The following is a 19,941-nucleotide window of genomic DNA, read 5'->3' on the forward strand; positions in this document are numbered from 1 at the left end:
CTCTCTGCATGGCCGCCCTGGCCGTGCAAAAACGCACAAGCGGCGTGCTCGCGCGCCCGCTTGTGCGCCCCGTCTCCCGAACTATGATGAATGTGGCAGGCCGTCCCCGGCCAGCCCACGACAATCATATTCGGAGACACGCATGCAGCCCTTCCACCAACGAGCGGCGCAAGCCGCGATCTGCCTGGCGCTCTGCGCGCCGTTCACTTCTTCCCTCGCACAAACCCCGGTCCAGGCCGGCCCCGGCGCCTGGAGCGCCAACCAGGTCTGGGCCAACGACACCACCCACGGCGGCGCCCTGGGCGGCTACTACTACTGGCCGGCCACGCCGCCGGTCCTGGACAACAAGCGCGCGCTGGTGCTGGTGCTGCACGGCTGCGCCCAGACCGCCGGCGGCGACGTGATCAACGGCAGCGGCGACGCCGGCTACAACTGGAAGGCGGTAGCCGATCAGTACGGCGCGGTGATCCTGGCGCCGAACGCCACCGGCAACGTCTACGGCACCCACTGCTGGGACTGGGCCGCCACCAATCGCAGCCGCTCCTATGGCCACACCGCGGTGCTGCTCGACCTGATCAACCGCTTCCTCTCCAACCCGCAGTACGCGATCGATCCGAAACAGGTGTACGTGGCCGGACTGTCCTCGGGCGGCGCCAAGGCCATGGTGCTGGGCTGCACCGCGCCCGAGGTCTTCGCCGGCCTGGGCCTCTCCGCCGCACCGCCGCCGGGCGTGACCACCGGCCAGATCTCGCTGGTCCCATCGGGCTACAGCGCGACCACCGCCGCCAATGCCTGCTCGGCCATGGCCGGCAGCGCATCCGGACATTTCGCAACCCAGGTCACCGGCGTGATCTGGGGCACGAGCGACTACACGGTGGCGCAAGCCTATGGCCCACTGGACGCCGCCGCCATGCGCCAGGTGTATGGCGGCGCCTGGATGCAGGGCGCGGCGGTGACCGTGCCGGGCAGCGGCAGCAATGTGGAATACACGGACGCGAACGGCAAGGTGCGCACGTCGCAGATCACGGTGACAGGGCTAGCCCACGCCTGGCCGGCCGGCGCCGGCGGCCAGAACGCCAACTACGTGAATGCGACCCGCGTGAACTACCCGGCCTTCATCATGGATTTCTGGTTCAACAAGAACCTGCGGGTGTCGCAGGCGCCGGCGCCCGTCATGGCCTCATGCAGCGCCAGCGTGTCGGGGTCGACGGTCACGGTGAATGGCGCCGCCAGTTTCGCCGAAGGGTCGATCGCCGGCTACCGGGTGCTGCTCAATGGCCCGTCGCCGGTCGACGACGCTGCAGCCGGCAGCGGCGCGGCGTTCAGCAAGGCCTATGCGAACCGCGCCGACGGCAGCTATGGCGGCAGCGTGACGGCCATCGGCAATAACGGACAAGCGTCGAATGCCTGCGCCATCCCCGCCTTCCAGGTGGGCGCGGGCACGCCGCCGCCGGTGTTCACCTGCACGACCAGCCTGGCCAGCAACTACGCCCATGTGCAGGCGGGTCGCGCCCACGCGAGCGGCGGCTATGCGCTGGCCAACGGCTCGAACCAGAACATGGGGCTGTACAACACCTTCTTCACCAGCACGCTGGCGCAGACGGCGCAGGGCTATTACATCGTGGGGAACTGTCCGTGAGGCCGCGGCGCGGCAGTCACATGCGCAGCTGCTTCATGATCTCGCCCGCGATCCCGCGCAGCGGCAGGCTGCGCTCGACGCCGCCGCGCTTGACGGCTTCCTTGGGCATGCCGTAGACCACGCAGCTGGCCTCGTCCTGGGCGACGGTGGCGGCGCCGGCCTGCTTCATCTCGAACAGGCCGGCCGCGCCGTCGTCGCCCATGCCGGTCATGATGATCCCGAGCGCGTTGGCGCCGGCGCTCTTGGCCACTGACCTGAACAGCACGTCGACCGAGGGCCGGTGGCGGTTGACCAGCGGCCCGTCGACCACGTCGACGTGGTACTGGGCGCCGCTGCGCCGCAGCAGCAGGTGCTTGCCGCCCGGGGCCAGCAGGGCCTGTCCGGCGATCACCCGCATGCCATGGCGCGCCTCGAGCACGCGGATCCGGCAGATACTGTCGAGGCGAGCGGCGAAGGCAGCGGTGAATTTCTCGGGCATGTGCTGGACGATCACGATGCCCGGGGCGACCTGGGGTAGCGCCGTCAACACCTGTTCCAGCGCCTGGGTGCCGCCGGTAGAGGTGCCGATGGCTACCACCCGCTCCGTCGTCTGCGTCATGGGCGCCTGACCGCCCGGGGGCAGCACCGCATCGGCATTGAGCTTCGGCGCCGGCGCGCCCGGCACACCGGGTGCGCCGGGGGCTCGGGCTATCGACACCGGTGCGCTGCGTGCGCGCGCCGCCAGCACGCCGACGTTGGCGCGCGCCGCCGCCTTGACCACGCTCGAAAAGCTCTCGGTCGATTCGTTGAGAAATTGCTTGAGCCCGAGCCTGGGCTTGCCGATAGTGGTGACCGCGCCTGCCGCCAGCGCCTCGACCGTGGTGCGCGCGCCCTGCTCGGTCAGGGTCGAGCAGATCACGACCGCCGTCGGGCGCTCGGCCATGATGCGGCGCAGGAAGGTCAAGCCATCCATCTTGGGCATCTCGATGTCGAGCAGGATGACGTCCGGCCAGGCGTTCTTCATCTTGGCCATCGCCAGGATCGGATCGGCGGCCACGCCGATCACCTCGATAGCGGGGTCGCTCCCCAGGATCTCGGAGGCGACCTGGCGCACGACCGCGGAATCGTCCACGATCATGACCTTGATACGGCGCGCCGTCACGCCCCAGTCCCGGGCTTGCGATAAACCGACGGTGCGACCGTAAGCAATTCGCCAGAGATATCGTGCAGGCTTTCCGAATGGCCGATGCACAGCACCCCGCCGGGGCGCAGGGTCGAGGCGATGCGGCGCACGACCTCGCGCTTGGTCTCCTTGCTGAAATAGATCATCACATTGCGCAGGAAGACCATGTCGAAGGGGCCAAGCCGCGGCAAGTCTTCGTTCAGGTTCACCTGGGCGAACTGCACCTGGTTGCGCACTTCTTTCGATACCAGCATGGTACCTTCCTGCTCGCCGGTGCCCTTCAGGCAGAAGCGCTGCAACATCGACGTGGGCACCAGCCGCGCACGCTCGAGCGGATAGTGACCGCGCCGGGCGCGCGCCAGCACGGCGGTACTGATGTCCGATCCCAGCACACTGTAGCGGGTGCGCTTGCCGAGGCAGTCGGCCAGCGTCATGGCGATGCTGTACGGTTCCTCGCCGCTGGAACAGGCGGCGCTCCACACGTGGAATTCGCGGCCCCGTTCCGAGGCTGCCAGCGCATACTCGCGTAATAGCTCGAAGTGACGGCCTTCCCTGAAAAAATAGGTTTCGTTAGTGGTCAGGAGGTCGACCGCCGTCTGGAACTCGCCCTCGGCCTTGCCGCTGCTGAGCAGCTTGAAATATGCGCCGTAGCTGGCCAGGCCGCAATGATCGAGGCGTTTGGCCAGGCGCCCGCTGACCAGCGCCTTCTTGGCGCCCGACATGCTGATGCCGGCGGCGTTGAAGATGAAGCGCTGGAACTGGGCGAACTCCTGGTCGCTGATGGCGGGACGATCCATGCGAGTCTATTCGGCGCTGGTGCCGGCCGCCTGCAGCAGCGCAATCTCTTCGATCGAGAACACGCGCGCGACGTCGAGCAGGATCACGAACCGGTCGTTGACCTTGCCCATGCCGGCGATGAAATCGGTGCGAATGCGGGCGCCGAAGCCGGGCGGCGGTTCAATGTCCTGGGACGCGATCTCGAGCACCGCGCTGACGCTGTCGACCAGGATGCCGACCACGTGCTGTTCGCCGGCTTCTTCGAGTTCGACGATGATCACGCAGCTGCGTTTGCCGATCTCGGCGCGCGGGCGGCCGAAGCGCGCCGCCAGGTCCATCACGGTGACCACCGCGCCGCGCAGGTTGATCACGCCGCGGATGCACTCCGACATCATCGGCACGTCGGTGACGCCGGAATACTCGATGATCTCCTTGACCCCCAGGATGCCGATCGCGAAGGTCTCGCTGCCGGAACTGAAGGTCAGGTATTGGGTCGGCTCCGCCTTGGGCGCCGCCGACTGCGTCGTTGCTGGTCTCATGCGCGGCCTTTAGAAGTTGGTGAAGGCGGCTTCATCGAGGTCGCCCGCAGCCGCCATCCGGACCGCGCCGGCACGCGCCGCGCCGCGATTGGCCAGCGCCGGCTTGGCTGCCGGGGCCTTGCGGCTGCGCTGGTCGCGCTGCTTTTCACCGGACACGGTGAAGAAGGCCATGGTCTGCTGCAGCTCTTCGGCCTGGCTTGCCAGTTCCTCGGCGGTTGCCGCCAATTCTTCCGAGCTCGATGCGTTCTGCTGGGTCGCCATGCTCAGCTGGCCGACGGCGGCATTGATCTGGCCGACGCCCGACGACTGCTCTTCGGAGGCGGCGGTGATCTCCTGCACCAGGTCGGAGGTCTTGCGGATGTTCGGCACCATCTCGTCGAGCAGGCGGCCGGCACGGCCCGCCAGTTCGACGCTCGAACTGGCGACGGTGCTGATTTCCTGGGCCGCCACCTGGCTGCGTTCGGCCAGCTTGCGCACCTCGGCGGCCACCACGGCGAAGCCCTTGCCATGTTCGCCGGCGCGCGCCGCCTCGATCGCGGCATTCAGCGCCAGCAAGTTGGTCTGGTAGGCGATGTCGTCGATGATCCCGATCTTCTGGGCGATCTGGTTCATGGCGCTGACGGTGGCCTTGACCGCTTCGCCGCCCTCTTGCGCCTGGGCCGCGGACTTGGTCGCCATGCCGTCGGTGACGCGCGCATTCTCGGTGTTCTGCGAGATCGAGGCGGTCATCTGCTCGATCGAGGCGCTGGTTTCTTCCACCCCGGCCGCCTGCTCGCTGGACGACTGCGACAGCGACTGGGCGGTGGCGTTGACTTCTTCCGAGGCGCTCGACAGGGCGTCGGTGGCGCTGTTGACTTCGCGCACGATGCTCGACAGGCGCTCGACCATCTGCTTGACCGCATACATCATGCTGGAAGCATCGCCCTTGCGGGTCTCGACCTCGACCGCCAGGTTGCCTTTCGAGACTTCGAGCAGGATGTCGGCCGCATACGCCGGTTCGCCGCCCAGGGTCTTGAGCAGGTTGCGGGTGATCAGGACGGCAACCAGGATCGACAGCAGCGCCGCGGCGCTGGACAGGACCACGATCATGCTCTTCGCGTCGTCGTAGGCGATGGCCGCATCCTTGGCAGAGGCGATCATCAGCTCTTCCTGGAAGGACGACAGCGCGCGCAATGCGCCGATCAGCGCATCGTTGGCGGGCGCGAAATCGTTCTTCAGGTAGGCGATGCCGCGGGCCTGGTCGGTGCGAGCGAGCTGGTACAACGGTTCATACTTGCCCGACAGGATGCGCCGCTTCTCCAGCGTATCCTTCATCAGGGCCCGGCCCTTCTCGCTCCCGATCATTTTCTCGATCTGTTCGAACAGTTCGGTGTTCGTGGCGCGATTGGCGGCGATGGTTTCCTTGTAGCGCTCGGCCTCGGCCTCGTCGACCGCCAGCAGCACGCTGCGCACCAGGCGGCCGTTGTCCAGCGTGCTCTGGATGGCGCTGGCCGCCAGCTTGGCCTTGACGTAGCGGTCCTCGGTGATCAGGACTGTTTGCTCGTTCATCTCCTGCATCTTGTTCAGGCTGATGATGGATTGTGCGATCAGCATGACCAGGACAATCCCGAACCCGAGCGCCAGCCGGGTTGCAACCCGCATACTCTTAAACATGATGGTATTCCTTCAAACAGGTAGGTGTAGTTGGGTGGGGGTGGGTGTTCATGCAGCAGCCGATTCGACTGGCTGCGCCAGGCGCGCGTTCTCGGCTCCCGCCTGATGGATCAATGAAGGCACATCCAGGATCAGGGCCACGTCGCCGCTGCCGAGGATGCTGGAGCCGCTGATGCAGCGCATATGCCGGAATACTTTGCCCAAGGGCTTGATGACGGTTTGCGATTCGCCCAGCAGGCCGTCGACCACCAGGCCGGCGCGCTGGCCCGCATAGCGCACCACGACCAGGCTCTGGCGGCTCGAGGCCGCGCCGTCGAGGGCGAACAGCTCGCGCAGCCGGATGAAGGGCAACACCGTGCCGCGCAGGTTGGCGTAGTCCTGGGTTTCATCGCTCCTGAACTCCACGCATTCTTCGACCATCTCGAGCGGCACCACGAACACCGAGCCGCCGACGGCGACCTGGAAGCCGTCGATGATCGCCAGGGTCAGCGGCAGGCGCACCCGCATCGTGGTGCCCACGCCCGGAGTGCTGTCGATCTGGATGGTGCCGCGCAGCGCGGTGATATTGCGCTTGACCACGTCCATGCCGACGCCGCGGCCGGACAGGTTGGTCACCTGCTCGGCGGTCGAGAAGCCGGGCTCGAAGATCAGCGCATAGACCTCGGCGTCGCTCAGGTGGCGCCCCTCCTCGACGATGCCGCGCTCGATCGCCTTGGCCAGCAGGCGTTCGCGCTGCAGGCCGCCGCCGTCGTCACCGACCTCGATCACGACAGTGCCGGAATCGTGATAGGCATTGAGCCAGATGGTGCCGTGCTCCGGCTTGCCGCGCTCGCGGCGCAGCGCGGCCGGCTCGATACCGTGGTCGATCGCATTGCGCACCAGGTGGGTGAGCGGGTCGGCGATCTTCTCGACGACCGTTTTATCGAGCTCGGTATCCTCGCCGTCGATCGCCAGTTCGATGTCCTTGCCCAGGTCGCGCGCGACGTCGTGCACCACGCGCTTGAAGCGCGTGAAGGTCGAACCGATCTTGACCATGCGCAGCTGCAGGGCGCTGTTGCGCACGTCCTCGACCAGCGAATTGAGGGTTGCACCGTATTCCTGCAGCTCGACGTTCTGCGCACGCCGCGCCGCCAGGTTGGCGCCGGCGGTGGCCACGATCAGTTCGCCCACCAGGTTGATCAGATGGTCGAGCTTGTCGGCGTCGACGCGCACGCTGTTCTTTTCCTGGCTGCGCCGCGGGCGGGCGCCTTCGGCCGCATCGAGGTTGGCCGCAGGGTCGGCCACAGGGTCGGCACAAGGCGCGAGGACAGCGGGCGCCTGCGCATCTGCGGCCGGCCAGCTGCCGCATTCCTGCAGCAGGGCCACCATCATGGCGCGCTGCTCGGGGAATTCATCGGCCAACGCGCGGTAAGCCGCCGGCGTGCTGCCGGGAGCCACGATGCGCAGGCGGCAATCGTCGCGCACGAATTCGAAGGCTCCCTCGATCGCTTCGCGGCTGGCGTCGCTGTGCAGGGCAATCTCCAGCCCCAGGTAGCAGGCCTCAGCATCGAGCTCGCCCAGTGGAGGCACCGCCTCCAGCACCGGCGCTACGTGAGCGACGGCGCCCAGGGTGGCGAGGTAGCGCAGGAAGGACATCGGGTCCATGCCGTTGCGCAGCACCTCGGAGCCGAAGCGCAGTGAGATATGCCAGTGGCCGCCACCCGGGACGACGTCGATGTCGGTGGCCGGCGCGGCAGGCGCTGCGGCAGCGGCGGCGGCAGCAGTGGCAGCGGGGTCGGCGTCCAGATACGCCGAGAGCCGCTGCCGCAGTGGCAGCCCGGCCACGGCCAGTGCCGGGTCTTCGTCCAGCTGGCCGGCCGCCACCGCATCGACCAGGTGCGCCATATGGTCGCGGCAGGCCAGCATCAGCTCGACCAGTGACGGCGTGAAGTCCAGCTGTCCGGCGCGCACGGCGTCGAGCACGCTTTCGGCGACGTGGGTAAAACCGACGATGTGGTCGAGCCCGAACAATCCGGCCGAGCCCTTGATCGTGTGCGCAGCGCGAAATACCGCGTTGATGCTGTCGGCCGACATCTTGCCCTTGCAGCCGGCGAGCAGCGCGTCTTCCATTTCATGCAGCAGTTCGCGGCACTCGGCGGTGAAGGTCTGCAATGCCTGTTCCATCGACATGGGGATTCCTTTCAGGCAGCACGGGCGATGGGAAGCCGCGGCCCCAGGCCGAGCAGCCCGATGGCTTCGACCACGGCGCCGCTGGCGTGCACCAGGGTCAGGCAGCCGCCCAGGGTGCGCGCCGTCGCCAGCAGCAGCTGCAGGCCGGCGCTGTCGATGTCGCCGACGTCGGCCAGGTCGAGTTCGACCGAGCGGACGCCGTCGATCAGCGCCAGCAGCGACGCGCGCGCCTCGGCTGCCTCATAAATAGTCAGGTCGCCGTCGATGTGGATCGACAGGCCGCCGTTGCCGTCCGGTTGGGAGGTCAGCTTCATGTCAAGGCAGGATCAGTTTCTGGACGGCGTTGAGCAGCACTTCCGGCTTGAACGGCTTGACCACCCAGGCGCGCGCGCCGGCGGCCTGGCCTTCGCGCTTTTTCTCGTCGCCCGACTCGGTGGTGAGCATGATGATCGGCAGGAAGCGGTATTCCGGCTGGGCCTTGACCGCCTTGACGAATTCGATGCCGTTCATTTCGGGCATGTTGACGTCGCTGACGACCAGGTGAACCTTCTGCTTGCCCAGTTTCGCCAGGGCGTCCTTGCCGTTGCTGCCTTCGACCACGTCGTAGCCGGCGCCGCGCAGGGTCAGGCCGACCACCTGCCGGATGGAGATGGAGTCGTCGACGATCATCACGGTTTTTGCCATGGTTTGCTCACTTTGCTAGGGGATGAAATCGGGGAACGCCGCTCAGAAGAACGTCACTTCGTCGTCGGCGTCGGCGCGCCTGGCGGCCGGGGCGTGGCTGACGTGCTCGTCGGCCATCGTGTATTTGCCGCTCAGCTCGAGGAGCCAGGTCTCGGCCGCGGGCAGCGGCGCCGATGCGTCGGCCGCCAGCCGCGCCAGCCTGGCGATGTCGGCGTCGACCACTTCCAGGATCTGGCGAATCCGGTCCTGGAACTGCAGCGCGACGATCATCTGCTCGACTTCGCCGCGGATCGCGCTGCCCTGCGCACGCATGGTGTCGGCGTCCTGGCCCAGGCCGCGCACATGGCCCAGCACTTCCTCGACCACGCCGCGCGAGGCGCCGATGGTGCGGCGGTCGTTCTCGTCGGCGTCGGCGGCCGACGCCAGGGTCAGCGTCATGGTGGCCGACATGCGGTCCATGCCCTTGGTGATGCGCGTGCCGATGTCGGCCGACACGTTCGACAGCTTGCGCACCTCGGCGGCGATGACGCCGAAGCCGCGCCCCATTTCGCCTGCGCGCGCGGCCTCGATGGCGGCGTTGATGGCGAGCAGATTGGTCTGGGCCGCGATCTTGCCGACTTCGCCGGCCAGGGACTTGAGTTCGGACGTCGCTTCCGACAGGGTGCGGACGTGGGTCAGGAGTTCGGTCTTGCTGTCGACCATCTGCTCGAGCCAGGACATGACCGGGTCGAGCTTCTGTTCGCAGGTCGCCAGGCGCTGGGCGCTGCCGCTGCCGGCCGCTTCCTGGCCGCTGCGGATGCCGGAAAAGCCGGCCTGTTCGAAGTGCTGCAGCAGCGCGCTGAAGCCGCCCAGCAGCTGGGCGATCGCGGTCTCGCTCTGGTCCTTGACGCTGCGCACGTGACGGCCCCAGACCGGCGCCACCTCGGCCACCAGCGGGGCCATGCCATCGTCATCCGCACTGGCGATCCCGGCCTCGGGCGCGGACGCCGGCGCCGCGGGCGCGCACCACAGGGCGGCGCCGGCCAGCAGGGCCAGGCCGCAGAACGACAGGGCGTCGAGGAGCGCCACCCCATCCAGCAGCGGCAGGGCGGCGAGCACGAGCATGCCGGCCAGGGCCAGCCTGTACCGGTGGGGGGTGATACTCGGCGCGGGGGGAAGACGGAAAGGCAGTCGCATGGCGGAAGACGAAAGGGACGCTTTCGTGAACATTCACATGCGAACAATTATGGAACGTACTATTTCCGTAGGACAATTCCTACTTAGATATATTTTCAATTCGTTGTCGTACGGCAACGATTCACGCTTATTTTCTTGATATTTTGAAATTTAAATCAAGAAAAAGTTGAAATCTTGCTACGCCGGCGGGCGCCGGCGTGGAAGTGGAAGAAGGTTCAGGCGGTTTCTTCCGGCGCGCGGGTGGCGCGCGCGAACATCGGCGCCACCAGCAGGCCCAGCTCATAGAGCAGGCACATCGGGATGGCCAGGGCCAGCTGGCTGACCACGTCCGGCGGGGTGACGATGGCGGCGATCACGAAGGCGCCGACGATCACGTAGGAACGGATCGCGCGCAGCTTCTCGAGGCTGACCACGCCCATGCGCACCAGGATCACGACCACCACCGGCACCTCGAACGAGGCGCCGAAGGCCAGGCACATCGACATCACGAAATCGAGGTAGTTCTCGATATCGGGCATGACCGCGATCGAGGTCGGCGCGAATTCGCCGATGAAGTGGAACACGCGGCCGAACACGAAGAAGTAGCAGAACGCCACGCCGGCGATGAACAGCATCGAGGACGAGATCACCAGCGGCAGCACCAGGCGCTTTTCGTGGGCGTACAGGCCGGGCGCGATGAAGGCCCAGGCCTGGTAGAACACCCAGGGCAGCGCCAGGATGAAGGACAGCAGCAGGGTGACCTTCATCGGCACCAGGAACGGCGAGATGACGCCGGTGGCGATCATGGTCGAGCCGGGCGGCATCGAGGCGATCATCGGCGCGGCGATCAGGTCGTAGATATGCGACGGCCCCGGCCACGCCATCAGCACGGCGCATACGATCGCGATCCCGATCGAGGCCTTGACCAGGCGGTCACGCAGCTCGACCAGGTGCGAGATGAAGGTGTCTTCGCCGGCGGCTTGCTCTGTCATTTAGAAGAAGGAAGAATTGGATTTGCTGGCGCTGCCGGGGCGGAACTTGCGCACCCGGGCGGCGCCCGACATCACATGGCGCTTGGTGCCATGGCGGTTCTTGTACCAGGCCGGGACGCTCGAGGTACGCACCAGCTTCTTGCGGCGGAAGTCCTTGGCCTTGCGGTCGATGTCGGCCACGGTCGGCGCGATCGTGTTGCCGGCGTCGTGAGACGCGCGGCCATCCCACAAGGCTTCGACTTCGTCGACGTGGCTGGTGACGGACGACTCGAAATCGCTGGTGGCCGATTCGACCTCGCTCTTGAACGATTGCGCCTTCTCCTGCACTTCCTTGTGCAGGTTGCGCAGCTCGTCGAGCTCGATCTCGCGGCTGACCTCGGACTTCACGTCGTGCAGGTAACGCTGGGCGCGGCCATACAGCGTCCCGGCCATGCGCGCCACCTTGGGCAGCTTTTCAGGGCCGATCACGATCAGGGCGACCACGCCGATGATCGCGATTTTCGACAGTCCAAGATCGATCATGGAACTCGCGGCTTACAGGCGGGTCTTGTCGCGGGCTTCCACGTCGATGGTCGACTTGTCGGCCACCTGCTGGGCCGGCTGGGCTGGCGCCGCCGGATTCGCTTCTGCAGCTTTTTCTTCGTCGCCCTTCACGCCGTCCTTGAAGCCCTTGACGGCCTTGCCCAGGTCGGAACCCATATTGCCGATCTTCTTGGTGCCAAAGATCAGCATCACGACCACCAGCACGATGACCCAGTGCCAAATACTCAAACCACCCATGTTGTTCTCCTAGCAAGGCGCATGCGCCTGAAAAAATCGGTGAAAGCGTCTACCTCAGTATACGCGATGCGGGGGCACTCTGCCCCCCTGAAACTTAGTCCTGGCTTATAGGCCCAGTCCGCGCCACGGACGCGGACCGCCGTACATATGCAGGTGCAGGTGATATACCTCCTGCCCGCCATCCGGACCGGTATTGATCAGCGTCTTGAAGCCGCCGTTCTGCTTGCCGTCGGCGCCGGTCTTGACGTCAATACCATTCTCTTTTGCAAGCTTCGGCGCCAGCGCCAGCATCTTGCCCAGCACCGACGTGTGTTCCTCGGTGCAGTCGGACAAGGTGGACACGTGCTGCTTCGGAATCACCAGCAGGTGCACCGGCGCCGCCGGGTTGATGTCCTTGAATGCCAGCACGTCCTCGTCTTCATAGACGACGGCGGCCGGAATCTGCTTGGCGACGATCTTGCAAAAAATGCAGTTATCCATCTTGTCTCCAGATTATTACAACTTTTCAAGGACTTACCGACCCATGAAGCCGAGGCATCGTATCAGCGCCACGTGACATCGCTATGACGGCAAGAAACCGATTATGACACCGGAAGGGGCGCGACGCACAGTGAGCAGGTGCTCACTTGCAGCGCATCCGGAATATTATTCCTTGCGTGCAGCTTTTTCGGCAATACCGGACACGCCTTCGCGCCGCGCCAGCTCGTCCAGCACCTGTTGTGGGGTGAGGTCGAACTTGGCCAGCAACACCATCGAATGGAACCACAGGTCGGCGCATTCATACAGCACCTTCGATGGATCGTTCGCCACGCGCGCATCCTTGGCGGCCATCACCAGCTCGGTGGCTTCCTCGCCGATCTTCTTGAGGATGGCGTCGTCGCCCTTGGCGAACAGCTTGGCGACATACGAGGTCGCAGGGTCGCCGCCATGTTCGGGCTTGCGCGATTCGATCACGGCCGCGACACGGGCCAGGGTAACGCTCATGGGGTCTTCTTCTTGTCCGGGGAATAAATGGTGTCGGGATCCTGAAGCACCGGTTCGACGCTGTGCCAGTCGCCATTATCGTACTTCTGGAAGAAGCAGGAATGGCGGCCGGTATGGCAGGCGATGCCGCCCACCTGCTCGATCTTGAGCAGGACCACGTCTTCGTCGCAATCGAGGCGGATCTCGCTCACCTTCTGGATGTGGCCGGACTCTTCGCCCTTGTGCCACAGCTTCTTGCGCGAACGGCTCCAGTACACGGCTTCGCCCGTCTCGACGGTGCGCGTGAGCGCTTCGCGGTTCATCCAGGCGAACATCAGTATGTCGCCGGTCGCCGCTTCCTGGGCGATCACCGGCACCAGGCCGTGCTCGTCCCAGCGCACCTTGTTGAGCCATTTGGCATTGGTAGGCATGTGGCGTCCTTAATCGAGGCGCATCGGGATGCCGCGGTCAAACATGAAGCGCTTGGCCTCGCCGACCGTGTGCTGCCCGTAGTGGAAGATGCTGGCGGCCAGCACCGCATCGGCATGCCCTTCGAGCACGCCGTCGGCCAGGTCCTTCAGGCCGCCGACGCCGCCGGAAGCGATCACGGGGATGCCCACGGCGTCCGAGACGGCGCGGGTCAGGCCCAGGTCGAAGCCGATCTTGGTGCCGTCGCGGTCCATCGAAGTGAGCAGCAACTCACCGGCACCGAGGCTCTCCATCTTGCGCGCCCATTCCACCGCGTCGAGACCGGTGGCATTGCGGCCGCCATGGGTGAAGACTTCCCATTTACCGGGACCGGTTTGCTTGGCGTCGATCGCCACCACGATGCACTGCGAGCCGTGCTTGTTGGCGGCGTCGAACACCAGTTGCGGATTGGTGACGGCCGAGGTGTTCATGCTGACCTTGTCGGCGCCGGCATTGAGCAGGCGCCGCACGTCCTCGACCTTGCGCACGCCGCCACCGACGGTGAGCGGGATGAACACGGTCGAGGCGACGGCTTCGATGATCGGCAGGATCAGGTCGCGATTGTCGCTCGAGGCGGTGATGTCGAGGAAGGTGATCTCGTCGGCGCCCTGCCCGTCGTAGCGGCGCGCGATCTCGACCGGGTCGCCGGCATCGCGCAGCTCGGTGAAGTTGACGCCCTTGACCACGCGGCCACCGGTGACGTCGAGGCAAGGGATGATGCGTTTGGCTAGCATAGTCGTTCTCTGCGTTAACCCAAAAACCGTCATCCCCGCGAAGGCGGGGACCCAAGTTTTACGCATAGTGGAAATGCATTCAGTACCACTGAGCATGCAACCTTGGGTTCCCGCCTGCGCGGGAACGACGTATTCAGGTCTGCGCCCCTTCCGTCAGTTCATCGGCGCGGTCCTGGGCCGAGGCCAGGTCGAGCGTGCCTTCGTAGATCGAGCGGCCGCAGATCACGCCTTCGATGCCTTCGTCCTGCACCGCGCACAGCGCTTCGACGTCGGCCAGCACGTGCACGCCGCCCGAGGCGATCACGGGGATCTTCACCGCGCGCGCCAGCTTGACGGTCGCCTCGATGTTCACGCCGGCCATCATGCCGTCGCGGCCGATGTCCGTGTAGATGATCGATTCGACGCCATAGCCTTCGAACTTCTTGGCCAGGTCGATGACTTCGTGGCCCGACATCTTGCTCCAGCCGTCGGTCGCGACCTTGCCGTCCTTGGCGTCCAGGCCGACGATGATGTGGCCCGGGAACGCGCCGCAGGCGTCGTGCAGGAAGCCCGGATTCTTGACCGCGGCGGTGCCGACGATGATGTAGCTGATGCCGTCGTCCAGGTAGCGCTCGATGGTGTCGAGGTCGCGGATGCCGCCTCCCAGCTGGACCGGGATCTCGTCCAGGCCGTTGTCTTCGGCGTATTCCTGCACTACCTGCAGGATCGATTTGATGGCGCTCTCGTTCTTCGGTTTGCCCGCGAATGCGCCGTTCAGGTCGACCAGGTGCAGGCGCCGCGCGCCCTTCTTGAGCCAATGCAGCGCCATGTCGGCGGGATCTTCGGAAAACACGGTGGCGAGGTCCATATCGCCTTGTTTCAGGCGAACGCAGTGACCGTCTTTCAGGTCGATGGCGGGGATCAGCAGCATGGTCGTTGTCGGTTGGTTGACGGATTAAATCGGAGACGCGGAATCAAGGATTCCAGTGGATGAAATTGCGGTACAGGCGCAGCCCGGCGGCGGCGCTCTTTTCGGGGTGGAACTGGGTGGCGACGATATTATCGCGGCCGACGGCGCAGCAGAACGGGCTGCCGTAATCGGTCTCGCCGATCACGTCGTCGGCGTTCCCCGGCGCCGCATAGTAACTATGCACGAAGTAGAAATAGCTGCCGTCCTCGACGCCTTCCCACAGCGGGTGGGGGCGCGCCTGGCGCACCCGGTTCCAGCCCATCTGCGGGACCTTGAAGCGCGAGCCGTCGGCCTGCAGTTTGCCGTCCAGCTGGAACCGCACCACCTTGCCGGGCAACAGGCCCAGGCCGGGAGTGCCTTCGTTCTCTTCGCTCTCCTCGAACAGCATCTGCTCGCCCACGCACACGCCCATGATCGGACGGGTTTTGGCGGCGCGCAGCAGCGCGTCTTCGAGACCGGATTCGCGCAGGCTGCTCATGCAGTCGCGCATGGCGCCCTGGCCCGGCAGCACGATGCGGTCGGCGCGGTCGATATCCGCGGCCGAGCTGGAAATGAGGACGTCGGCGTCGGGCGCGGCGGCGCGCAGCGCCTGCGCCACCGAGCGCAAATTACCGAGTCCATCGACGACGACGATCTTGTTGGCCATGATTACAGGCTGCCCTTGGTCGACGGGATGATGCCGGCCGCACGCGGGTCCAGCTCGGTGGCCATGCGCAGCGCGCGGCCGAAGGCCTTGAACACGGTCTCGCACTGGTGGTGGGCGTTCACACCGCGCAGGTTGTCGATGTGCAGGGTGACGGCCGCGTGGTTCACGAAGCCGCGGAAGAATTCGCCCGTCAGGTCGACGTCGAAGGCGCCGATCATGGCGCGCGTCCATGGCACATGCAATTCCAGGCCGGGACGGCCCGAGAAATCGATCACCACGCGCGACAGCGCCTCGTCCAGCGGCACATACGAATGGCCGTAGCGCACGATGCCCTTCTTGTCGCCGATTGCCTTGGCCACGGCCATGCCCAGCGTGATGCCGACGTCTTCCACCGTGTGGTGGGCGTCGATATGCAGGTCGCCCACGGCCTCGACCTCGAGGTCGAACATGCCATGGCGCGCGATCTGGTCGAGCATATGGTCGAGGAAGGGGACCCCGGTATTGAGCTTCTGGCGGCCGGTGCCGTCGAGGTTGATCGAGACGCGGATCTGCGTCTCGTTGGTATTGCGCGTGATGTCGGCGGTGCGGGTCATTGCTCAGGGCATTCGTGGCCGGTCTTTCGCTGGGGAAAGCCGGCTGGATTAAATGGTGTCCGTCAGGGGCGCTGGATTACAGCGACGTCTTCAGGGCTGCCAGGAACTGGTCGTTCTCTTCGGGGGTGCTGACCGTCACGCGGATGCAGTTGGCCAGCAATTTATGCATTTTACTCAAATTTTTGATCAAGACCTTCTCGCCATGGAGAATCGCGCAGGCGCGCTCGGCATCGGGCACGCGCAGCGAGATGAAATTGGCGGCCGACGGGAACACTTCCACGCCCGGCAAGGCCGTCAATGCGGCGGCCAGGCGGGTGCGTTCCTCGTTGAGCAGGCCAGCCTGGCGGTCCAGCACGTCCAGGTGGTCGAGCGCGAACTCGGCCGCCACTTGCGTGAGCACATTGACGTTGTACGGCGGACGCACCTTCTCGAACTCTGCCAGCAGCGGCGCCGCGGCCGACATATAGCCGAGGCGGATGCCGGCCAGGCCCAGCTTGGACAGGGTGCGCATCACGACCAGGTTCGGGTATTGCGGCAGGCGCTCCATGAAGCTGACCCGGGCGAACGGTTGATACGCCTCGTCGACCACCACGATGCCGTGCTCGCCCACGGCCTCGATGATCGCGACCATGTCGCCGGCATCGTACAGGTTGCCGGTCGGGTTGTTCGGATACGCCAGGAACACCAGCGACGGCTTGTGCTCGGCAATCGCCGCCAGCATGGCTGGCAGGTCGAGCGAGAAGTCGGACTTGATCGGCACGCCGACGAAATCCGCGCCCGCGAACTGGGCCGAGCGCGAGAACATCACGAAGGCAGGCACCGGGGCCATCACCACGGCGCGGCGGCTGCCGGCCTCGCGATCCTGGCGCGCGATGGTCGTCGCCAGGATCGTGATCAGCTCGTCCGAGCCGTTGCCGAGCAAGACATCGTAGCCTTCCGGGACGCCCAGCTTGCTGCAGATCCGGTCTTTCAGCGTGCGGTAGGACGGCACCGGATAGCGGTTCAGCGCCGCCTCGGCCAGGCGCGTGCCCAGTTCGGCGCGCAACGCGTCCGGCAGCTGGTACGGGTTTTCCATCGAGTCGAGCTTGACGTAGCCGATCGAGTCCGGCACGTGATAGCTGCCCACGGCGCGCACGTCGGCGCGGATGGTGTTCTCGATCAGTTTGGCGATGTCGGTCATGATGTTTCTTCCGTGAGGTTGGCGGCCGTAACGGCCTTGGCCGCCTTGCGCAGTTTTTTTGCCTTCGCCCCGGTGACCGGCACCTCCGGCGCGGCCAGGCGTTCGGCGATGATGGCGCAGTAGTCGGGGTTCAGTTCGAAGCCGGTGTACTGGCGGCCCAGGCGCCTGGCGGCGATGGCGGTGGTGCCGCTGCCCATGAAGGGGTCGAGCACGACGCCGCCCGGCGGGCAGGAGGCCTTGACCATGCGCTCGATGATCTCGAGCGGCTTCTGGGTCGGATGGTCGGCGCGCTCCGGATGTTCGCGGTGCAGGCGCGACACGCTCCACACGTCCTTCGGGTTGTAGCCGACTTCGAGCCACTTGGCGCCGACGAAGATCGAGCGCGAACGCGCCTTCTTGGTCTCGGCGTCATACGGGATGCGCACCGCGTCCAGGTCGAAATAGTAGTCCTTGCGGTTGGCGAAGAAGCCGATGGTGTCGTGCACCGACGAGAAGCTGCGCACGCTGCCGCCCATCGACGGCACGCGGCGGTCCCAGATGATCTCGTTCATCATCGTCATGCGTTTTTTCAGCATCACGAAGATCTCGGGCGCGAAGCGCCAGGTGAGGAAGATGTACAGGCTGCCGTTGGGTTTCAGCTTGGGGACGACCGCGTCGATCCACTGCTCGGTCCAGGCGAGATAGGCCTCGACGCTTTGCTGGTCCGACGCGTTGCCGTAGTCCTTGCCCAGGTTGTAGGGCGGGTCGGTCAGGATCAGGTCGATGGACCCGTCCGGGATGCGCGCCAGGCCGGCCAGCGCATCCTCGCAGAATACCTGGTTGACCCAGGACGTCATGATGCCTGCGGCGGCACTGGGTTCAAACGGAGCTCGGCGCTGCGCGCGTGCGCCTGCAGCCCTTCGCCGTAGGCTAGCGTGGCCGCGACCTTGCCCAGCGTCTGGGCGCCCGCTTCGCTGACCTGGATGATCGACGAGCGTTTCTGGAAGTCGTACACGCCCAGCGGCGACGAGAAGCGCGCCGTGCGCGAGGTCGGCAGCACGTGGTTGGGGCCGCAGCAGTAGTCGCCCAGCGATTCGGACGAAAAGCGTCCCAGGAACATGGCGCCGGCGTGGCGGATCTTATCGGCCCACTGCATCGGCTCGACCGCCGAAATCTCGAGGTGTTCGGCGGCGATGGACGATGCGATCTCGCAGGCTTCATCCATGTCGCGCACGAGGATCAAGGCGCCACGGTCGGTCAGCGACGTGGTGATGGTGGCCTGACGCGGCATCGACGGCAGCAGCTTGTGGATGCTTTGCTCCACTTTCGCGATGTAGTCGGCGTCGGGGCACAGCAGGATGGCCTGGGCCAGTTCGTCGTGCTCGGCCTGCGAGAACAGGTCCATCGCCACCCAGTCCGGGTCGGTGGTGCCGTCGCACAGCACCAGGATCTCGGACGGGCCGGCGATCATGTCGATGCCGACCGTGCCGAACACGCGACGCTTGGCGGCGGCGACATAGGCGTTGCCGGGGCCGACGATCTTGTCGACCGGCCGGATCGTCTCGGTGCCATAGGCCAGCGCGCCGACGGCCTGCGCGCCGCCGATGGTGATCACGCGGGTCACGCCGGCGATCGCGGCGGCGGCCAGCACCATCTGGTTCTTCACGCCGTCCGGGGTCGGGACGACCATGATGATCTCTTTGACACCGGCGACGTGGGCCGGGATCGCGTTCATCAGCACCGACGACGGGTAGGCCGCCTTGCCGCCCGGGACGTAGATGCCGACCCGGTCCAGCGGCGTCACGCGCTGGCCCAGCACCGTGCCATCGGGCTCGGTGAAGGTGAAGCCGGTCGAGGCGTCTTTCTGGCGCTCGTGGAATACGCGCACGCGATCCGCGGCGACCTGCAAGGCCGCGCGCTGGGCTTCGGGCAGCGCCGCCAGGGCTTGCTCCAGCTCGGCCTGACCGATGTCGAAAGCCGCCATCGAGGTCGCGCCGCCGTTCGGGATGCGGTCGAATTTGTTCGTGTACTCCAGCACAGCCGCATCGCCGCGCGCCTTCACGTCGCGCAGGATATGCGCGACCGCGGTCTCGATGGCGTCATCGGTTTCCGCTTCAAATGCCAGCAGGGCATCGAGGGTCGTCTTGAAGTCGGGCGCGGTGGAATCGAGCTTGCGGATCTGTACTGCCATGATTGTGCTTCAGCCTTGTCGTTGGGAGGCGCGTTCAAACGCCTCGAGAATCGGTTGCAGGCGCTCGCGCTTGAGCTTGAGCGCAGCCTGGTTCACCACCAGGCGCGATGAGATGTCCATGATCTTTTCGACTTCGACCAGGTTGTTGGCGCGCAGGGTGCCTCCGGTCGAGACCACGTCGACGATGGCGTCCGACAGGCCGACCAGCGGGGCCAGTTCCATCGAGCCATACAGCTTGATCAGGTCGACGTGCACACCCTTGCTGGCGAAGTGCTCGCGCGCGGTGTTGACGAACTTGGTCGCCACCCGCAGGCGCGCGCCCTGGCGCACGGCCTTGTCGTAGTCGAAGCCGGCATTGACCGCGACCGACATGCGGCACTGGGCGATGCGCAGGTCGATCGGCTGGTACAGCCCCTCGCCGCCATGCTCGAGCAGCACGTCCTTGCCGGCCACGCCGAAATCGGCCGCGCCATGCTGGACATAGGTCGGCACGTCGGAGGCGCGCACGATCAGCACCCGCACGCCCGGGTCGTTGGTCGAGAGGATGAGTTTACGCGAAGTCTCGGGGTTTTCCAGCACCTCGATCCCTGCCGCCGACAGCAGCGGCAGGGTGTCTTCGAAGATCCGGCCCTTGGAGAGCGCCAGGATCAGTTGGGGCTCGCCATTTACGCCATTGAATGTCATGTGA

The 19,941-nt window shown here is 65.9% G+C and carries 23 protein-coding genes; 1 reads left to right on the forward strand and 22 read right to left on the reverse strand.

The genetic code is table 11. The annotated features are described in order from the left end of the window. Positions 1-142 precede the first annotated feature (142 nt). A complete protein-coding gene (locus SOM61_RS13385; RefSeq protein WP_320474551.1) occupies positions 143-1,639 on the forward strand; it encodes an extracellular catalytic domain type 1 short-chain-length polyhydroxyalkanoate depolymerase in 1,497 nt (498 codons plus the stop codon). 16 nt (positions 1,640-1,655) lie between these two features. Here the strand turns inward: SOM61_RS13385 and SOM61_RS13390 are convergent, their stop codons facing one another. From SOM61_RS13390 to hisG, 22 genes are all read right to left on the reverse strand, one after another. Then, positions 1,656-2,756, reverse strand: a complete 1,101-nt coding sequence (locus SOM61_RS13390) for a protein-glutamate methylesterase/protein-glutamine glutaminase (RefSeq protein WP_320474711.1) — start codon at positions 2,754-2,756, stop codon at positions 1,656-1,658. Between the two features lie 20 nt (positions 2,757-2,776). After that, the gene (locus SOM61_RS13395; RefSeq protein WP_320474552.1) at positions 2,777-3,598 is read right to left on the reverse strand and encodes a CheR family methyltransferase; all 822 of its coding nucleotides are present in this window, start codon (positions 3,596-3,598) and stop codon (positions 2,777-2,779) included. 6 nt (positions 3,599-3,604) lie between these two features. Next, complete coding sequence (locus SOM61_RS13400; RefSeq protein WP_320474553.1) at positions 3,605-4,117, reverse strand: chemotaxis protein CheW; 513 nt, start codon at positions 4,115-4,117, stop codon at positions 3,605-3,607. Positions 4,118-4,126: 9 nt separating this feature from the next. Next, positions 4,127-5,770, reverse strand: coding sequence for a methyl-accepting chemotaxis protein (locus SOM61_RS13405; RefSeq protein ID WP_320474554.1), 1,644 nt, complete (start codon positions 5,768-5,770; stop codon positions 4,127-4,129). Between the two features lie 48 nt (positions 5,771-5,818). Next, the gene (locus tag SOM61_RS13410; protein WP_320474555.1) at positions 5,819-7,939 is read right to left on the reverse strand and encodes a chemotaxis protein CheA; all 2,121 of its coding nucleotides are present in this window, start codon (positions 7,937-7,939) and stop codon (positions 5,819-5,821) included. 11 nt (positions 7,940-7,950) lie between these two features. Continuing rightward, positions 7,951-8,253, reverse strand: coding sequence for an STAS domain-containing protein (locus SOM61_RS13415; protein WP_320474556.1), 303 nt, complete (start codon positions 8,251-8,253; stop codon positions 7,951-7,953). 1 nt (position 8,254) lies between these two features. Next, positions 8,255-8,623 (reverse strand): response regulator, encoded by a 369-nt coding sequence (locus tag SOM61_RS13420; RefSeq protein WP_320474557.1) that lies wholly within the window; start codon positions 8,621-8,623, stop codon positions 8,255-8,257. Between the two features lie 42 nt (positions 8,624-8,665). Next, a complete protein-coding gene (locus tag SOM61_RS13425) occupies positions 8,666-9,727 on the reverse strand; it encodes a methyl-accepting chemotaxis protein (protein ID WP_320474558.1) in 1,062 nt (353 codons plus the stop codon). A gap of 287 nt (positions 9,728-10,014) precedes the next feature. Continuing rightward, entirely contained in the window at positions 10,015-10,770 is a 756-nt protein-coding gene (gene tatC, locus SOM61_RS13430; RefSeq protein WP_320474559.1) for a twin-arginine translocase subunit TatC, read from the reverse strand. Further along, on the reverse strand, positions 10,771-11,292 hold the full coding sequence (gene tatB, locus SOM61_RS13435; RefSeq protein WP_320474560.1) for a Sec-independent protein translocase protein TatB: 522 nt from the start codon (positions 11,290-11,292) through the stop codon (positions 10,771-10,773). A gap of 12 nt (positions 11,293-11,304) precedes the next feature. Next, entirely contained in the window at positions 11,305-11,550 is a 246-nt protein-coding gene (tatA, locus tag SOM61_RS13440; protein ID WP_320474561.1) for a Sec-independent protein translocase subunit TatA, read from the reverse strand. A gap of 105 nt (positions 11,551-11,655) precedes the next feature. Then, entirely contained in the window at positions 11,656-12,030 is a 375-nt protein-coding gene (locus tag SOM61_RS13445) for a histidine triad nucleotide-binding protein (protein ID WP_320474562.1), read from the reverse strand. 165 nt (positions 12,031-12,195) lie between these two features. Then, on the reverse strand, positions 12,196-12,534 hold the full coding sequence (locus tag SOM61_RS13450) for a phosphoribosyl-ATP diphosphatase (protein ID WP_320474563.1): 339 nt from the start codon (positions 12,532-12,534) through the stop codon (positions 12,196-12,198). Beyond that, the gene (hisI, locus tag SOM61_RS13455) at positions 12,531-12,944 is read right to left on the reverse strand and encodes a phosphoribosyl-AMP cyclohydrolase (RefSeq protein ID WP_314436239.1); all 414 of its coding nucleotides are present in this window, start codon (positions 12,942-12,944) and stop codon (positions 12,531-12,533) included. Before hisI ends, SOM61_RS13450 begins: the two co-directional genes overlap by 4 nt. A gap of 9 nt (positions 12,945-12,953) precedes the next feature. Further along, positions 12,954-13,715: an imidazole glycerol phosphate synthase subunit HisF gene (gene hisF / locus SOM61_RS13460; protein ID WP_320474564.1), complete on the reverse strand. Its 762-nt coding sequence runs from the start codon at positions 13,713-13,715 to the stop codon at positions 12,954-12,956. Between the two features lie 133 nt (positions 13,716-13,848). Continuing rightward, the gene (gene hisA, locus SOM61_RS13465; RefSeq protein WP_320474565.1) at positions 13,849-14,625 is read right to left on the reverse strand and encodes a 1-(5-phosphoribosyl)-5-[(5-phosphoribosylamino)methylideneamino]imidazole-4-carboxamide isomerase; all 777 of its coding nucleotides are present in this window, start codon (positions 14,623-14,625) and stop codon (positions 13,849-13,851) included. A 43-nt stretch (positions 14,626-14,668) separates the two neighbouring features. Continuing rightward, on the reverse strand, positions 14,669-15,310 hold the full coding sequence (hisH, locus tag SOM61_RS13470) for an imidazole glycerol phosphate synthase subunit HisH (RefSeq protein ID WP_320474566.1): 642 nt from the start codon (positions 15,308-15,310) through the stop codon (positions 14,669-14,671). Between the two features lie 2 nt (positions 15,311-15,312). Then, positions 15,313-15,903 (reverse strand): imidazoleglycerol-phosphate dehydratase HisB, encoded by a 591-nt coding sequence (gene hisB, locus SOM61_RS13475; RefSeq protein ID WP_109345845.1) that lies wholly within the window; start codon positions 15,901-15,903, stop codon positions 15,313-15,315. A 76-nt stretch (positions 15,904-15,979) separates the two neighbouring features. Beyond that, positions 15,980-17,083: a histidinol-phosphate transaminase gene (hisC, locus tag SOM61_RS13480; RefSeq protein WP_320474567.1), complete on the reverse strand. Its 1,104-nt coding sequence runs from the start codon at positions 17,081-17,083 to the stop codon at positions 15,980-15,982. Beyond that, a complete protein-coding gene (locus tag SOM61_RS13485) occupies positions 17,080-17,919 on the reverse strand; it encodes a DNA-methyltransferase (RefSeq protein WP_320474568.1) in 840 nt (279 codons plus the stop codon). Before SOM61_RS13485 ends, hisC begins: the two co-directional genes overlap by 4 nt. Then, positions 17,916-19,253 carry a histidinol dehydrogenase gene (hisD, locus tag SOM61_RS13490; RefSeq protein ID WP_320474569.1) on the reverse strand — a complete coding sequence of 446 codons (1,338 nt, stop codon included), beginning with the start codon at positions 19,251-19,253 and terminating at the stop codon, positions 17,916-17,918. Before hisD ends, SOM61_RS13485 begins: the two co-directional genes overlap by 4 nt. A gap of 9 nt (positions 19,254-19,262) precedes the next feature. Continuing rightward, the gene (gene hisG, locus SOM61_RS13495) at positions 19,263-19,937 is read right to left on the reverse strand and encodes an ATP phosphoribosyltransferase (RefSeq protein ID WP_320474570.1); all 675 of its coding nucleotides are present in this window, start codon (positions 19,935-19,937) and stop codon (positions 19,263-19,265) included. Positions 19,938-19,941: the final 4 nt, after the last annotated feature.

Origin of the sequence: Massilia sp. CFBP9012, assembly GCF_034045115.1 — a bacterium.
In the GTDB taxonomy this organism is placed as follows: domain Bacteria; phylum Pseudomonadota; class Gammaproteobacteria; order Burkholderiales; family Burkholderiaceae_D; genus Telluria.

Coding starts and splice junctions, on each gene's coding strand:
- SOM61_RS13385 (WP_320474551.1), top strand. CDS start 143: ATGCAGCCCTTCCACCAACGAGCGGCGCAAGCCGCGATCTGCCTGGCG.
- SOM61_RS13390 (WP_320474711.1), bottom strand. CDS start 2,756: ATGATCGTGGACGATTCCGCGGTCGTGCGCCAGGTCGCCTCCGAGATC.
- SOM61_RS13395 (WP_320474552.1), bottom strand. CDS start 3,598: ATGGATCGTCCCGCCATCAGCGACCAGGAGTTCGCCCAGTTCCAGCGC.
- SOM61_RS13400 (WP_320474553.1), bottom strand. CDS start 4,117: ATGAGACCAGCAACGACGCAGTCGGCGGCGCCCAAGGCGGAGCCGACC.
- SOM61_RS13405 (WP_320474554.1), bottom strand. CDS start 5,770: ATGTTTAAGAGTATGCGGGTTGCAACCCGGCTGGCGCTCGGGTTCGGG.
- SOM61_RS13410 (WP_320474555.1), bottom strand. CDS start 7,939: ATGTCGATGGAACAGGCATTGCAGACCTTCACCGCCGAGTGCCGCGAA.
- SOM61_RS13415 (WP_320474556.1), bottom strand. CDS start 8,253: ATGAAGCTGACCTCCCAACCGGACGGCAACGGCGGCCTGTCGATCCAC.
- SOM61_RS13420 (WP_320474557.1), bottom strand. CDS start 8,623: ATGGCAAAAACCGTGATGATCGTCGACGACTCCATCTCCATCCGGCAG.
- SOM61_RS13425 (WP_320474558.1), bottom strand. CDS start 9,727: ATGCTCGTGCTCGCCGCCCTGCCGCTGCTGGATGGGGTGGCGCTCCTC.
- tatC (WP_320474559.1), bottom strand. CDS start 10,770: ATGACAGAGCAAGCCGCCGGCGAAGACACCTTCATCTCGCACCTGGTC.
- tatB (WP_320474560.1), bottom strand. CDS start 11,292: ATGATCGATCTTGGACTGTCGAAAATCGCGATCATCGGCGTGGTCGCC.
- tatA (WP_320474561.1), bottom strand. CDS start 11,550: ATGGGTGGTTTGAGTATTTGGCACTGGGTCATCGTGCTGGTGGTCGTG.
- SOM61_RS13445 (WP_320474562.1), bottom strand. CDS start 12,030: ATGGATAACTGCATTTTTTGCAAGATCGTCGCCAAGCAGATTCCGGCC.
- SOM61_RS13450 (WP_320474563.1), bottom strand. CDS start 12,534: ATGAGCGTTACCCTGGCCCGTGTCGCGGCCGTGATCGAATCGCGCAAG.
- hisI (WP_314436239.1), bottom strand. CDS start 12,944: ATGCCTACCAATGCCAAATGGCTCAACAAGGTGCGCTGGGACGAGCAC.
- hisF (WP_320474564.1), bottom strand. CDS start 13,715: ATGCTAGCCAAACGCATCATCCCTTGCCTCGACGTCACCGGTGGCCGC.
- hisA (WP_320474565.1), bottom strand. CDS start 14,625: ATGCTGCTGATCCCCGCCATCGACCTGAAAGACGGTCACTGCGTTCGC.
- hisH (WP_320474566.1), bottom strand. CDS start 15,310: ATGGCCAACAAGATCGTCGTCGTCGATGGACTCGGTAATTTGCGCTCG.
- hisB (WP_109345845.1), bottom strand. CDS start 15,903: ATGACCCGCACCGCCGACATCACGCGCAATACCAACGAGACGCAGATC.
- hisC (WP_320474567.1), bottom strand. CDS start 17,083: ATGACCGACATCGCCAAACTGATCGAGAACACCATCCGCGCCGACGTG.
- SOM61_RS13485 (WP_320474568.1), bottom strand. CDS start 17,919: ATGACGTCCTGGGTCAACCAGGTATTCTGCGAGGATGCGCTGGCCGGC.
- hisD (WP_320474569.1), bottom strand. CDS start 19,253: ATGGCAGTACAGATCCGCAAGCTCGATTCCACCGCGCCCGACTTCAAG.
- hisG (WP_320474570.1), bottom strand. CDS start 19,937: ATGACATTCAATGGCGTAAATGGCGAGCCCCAACTGATCCTGGCGCTC.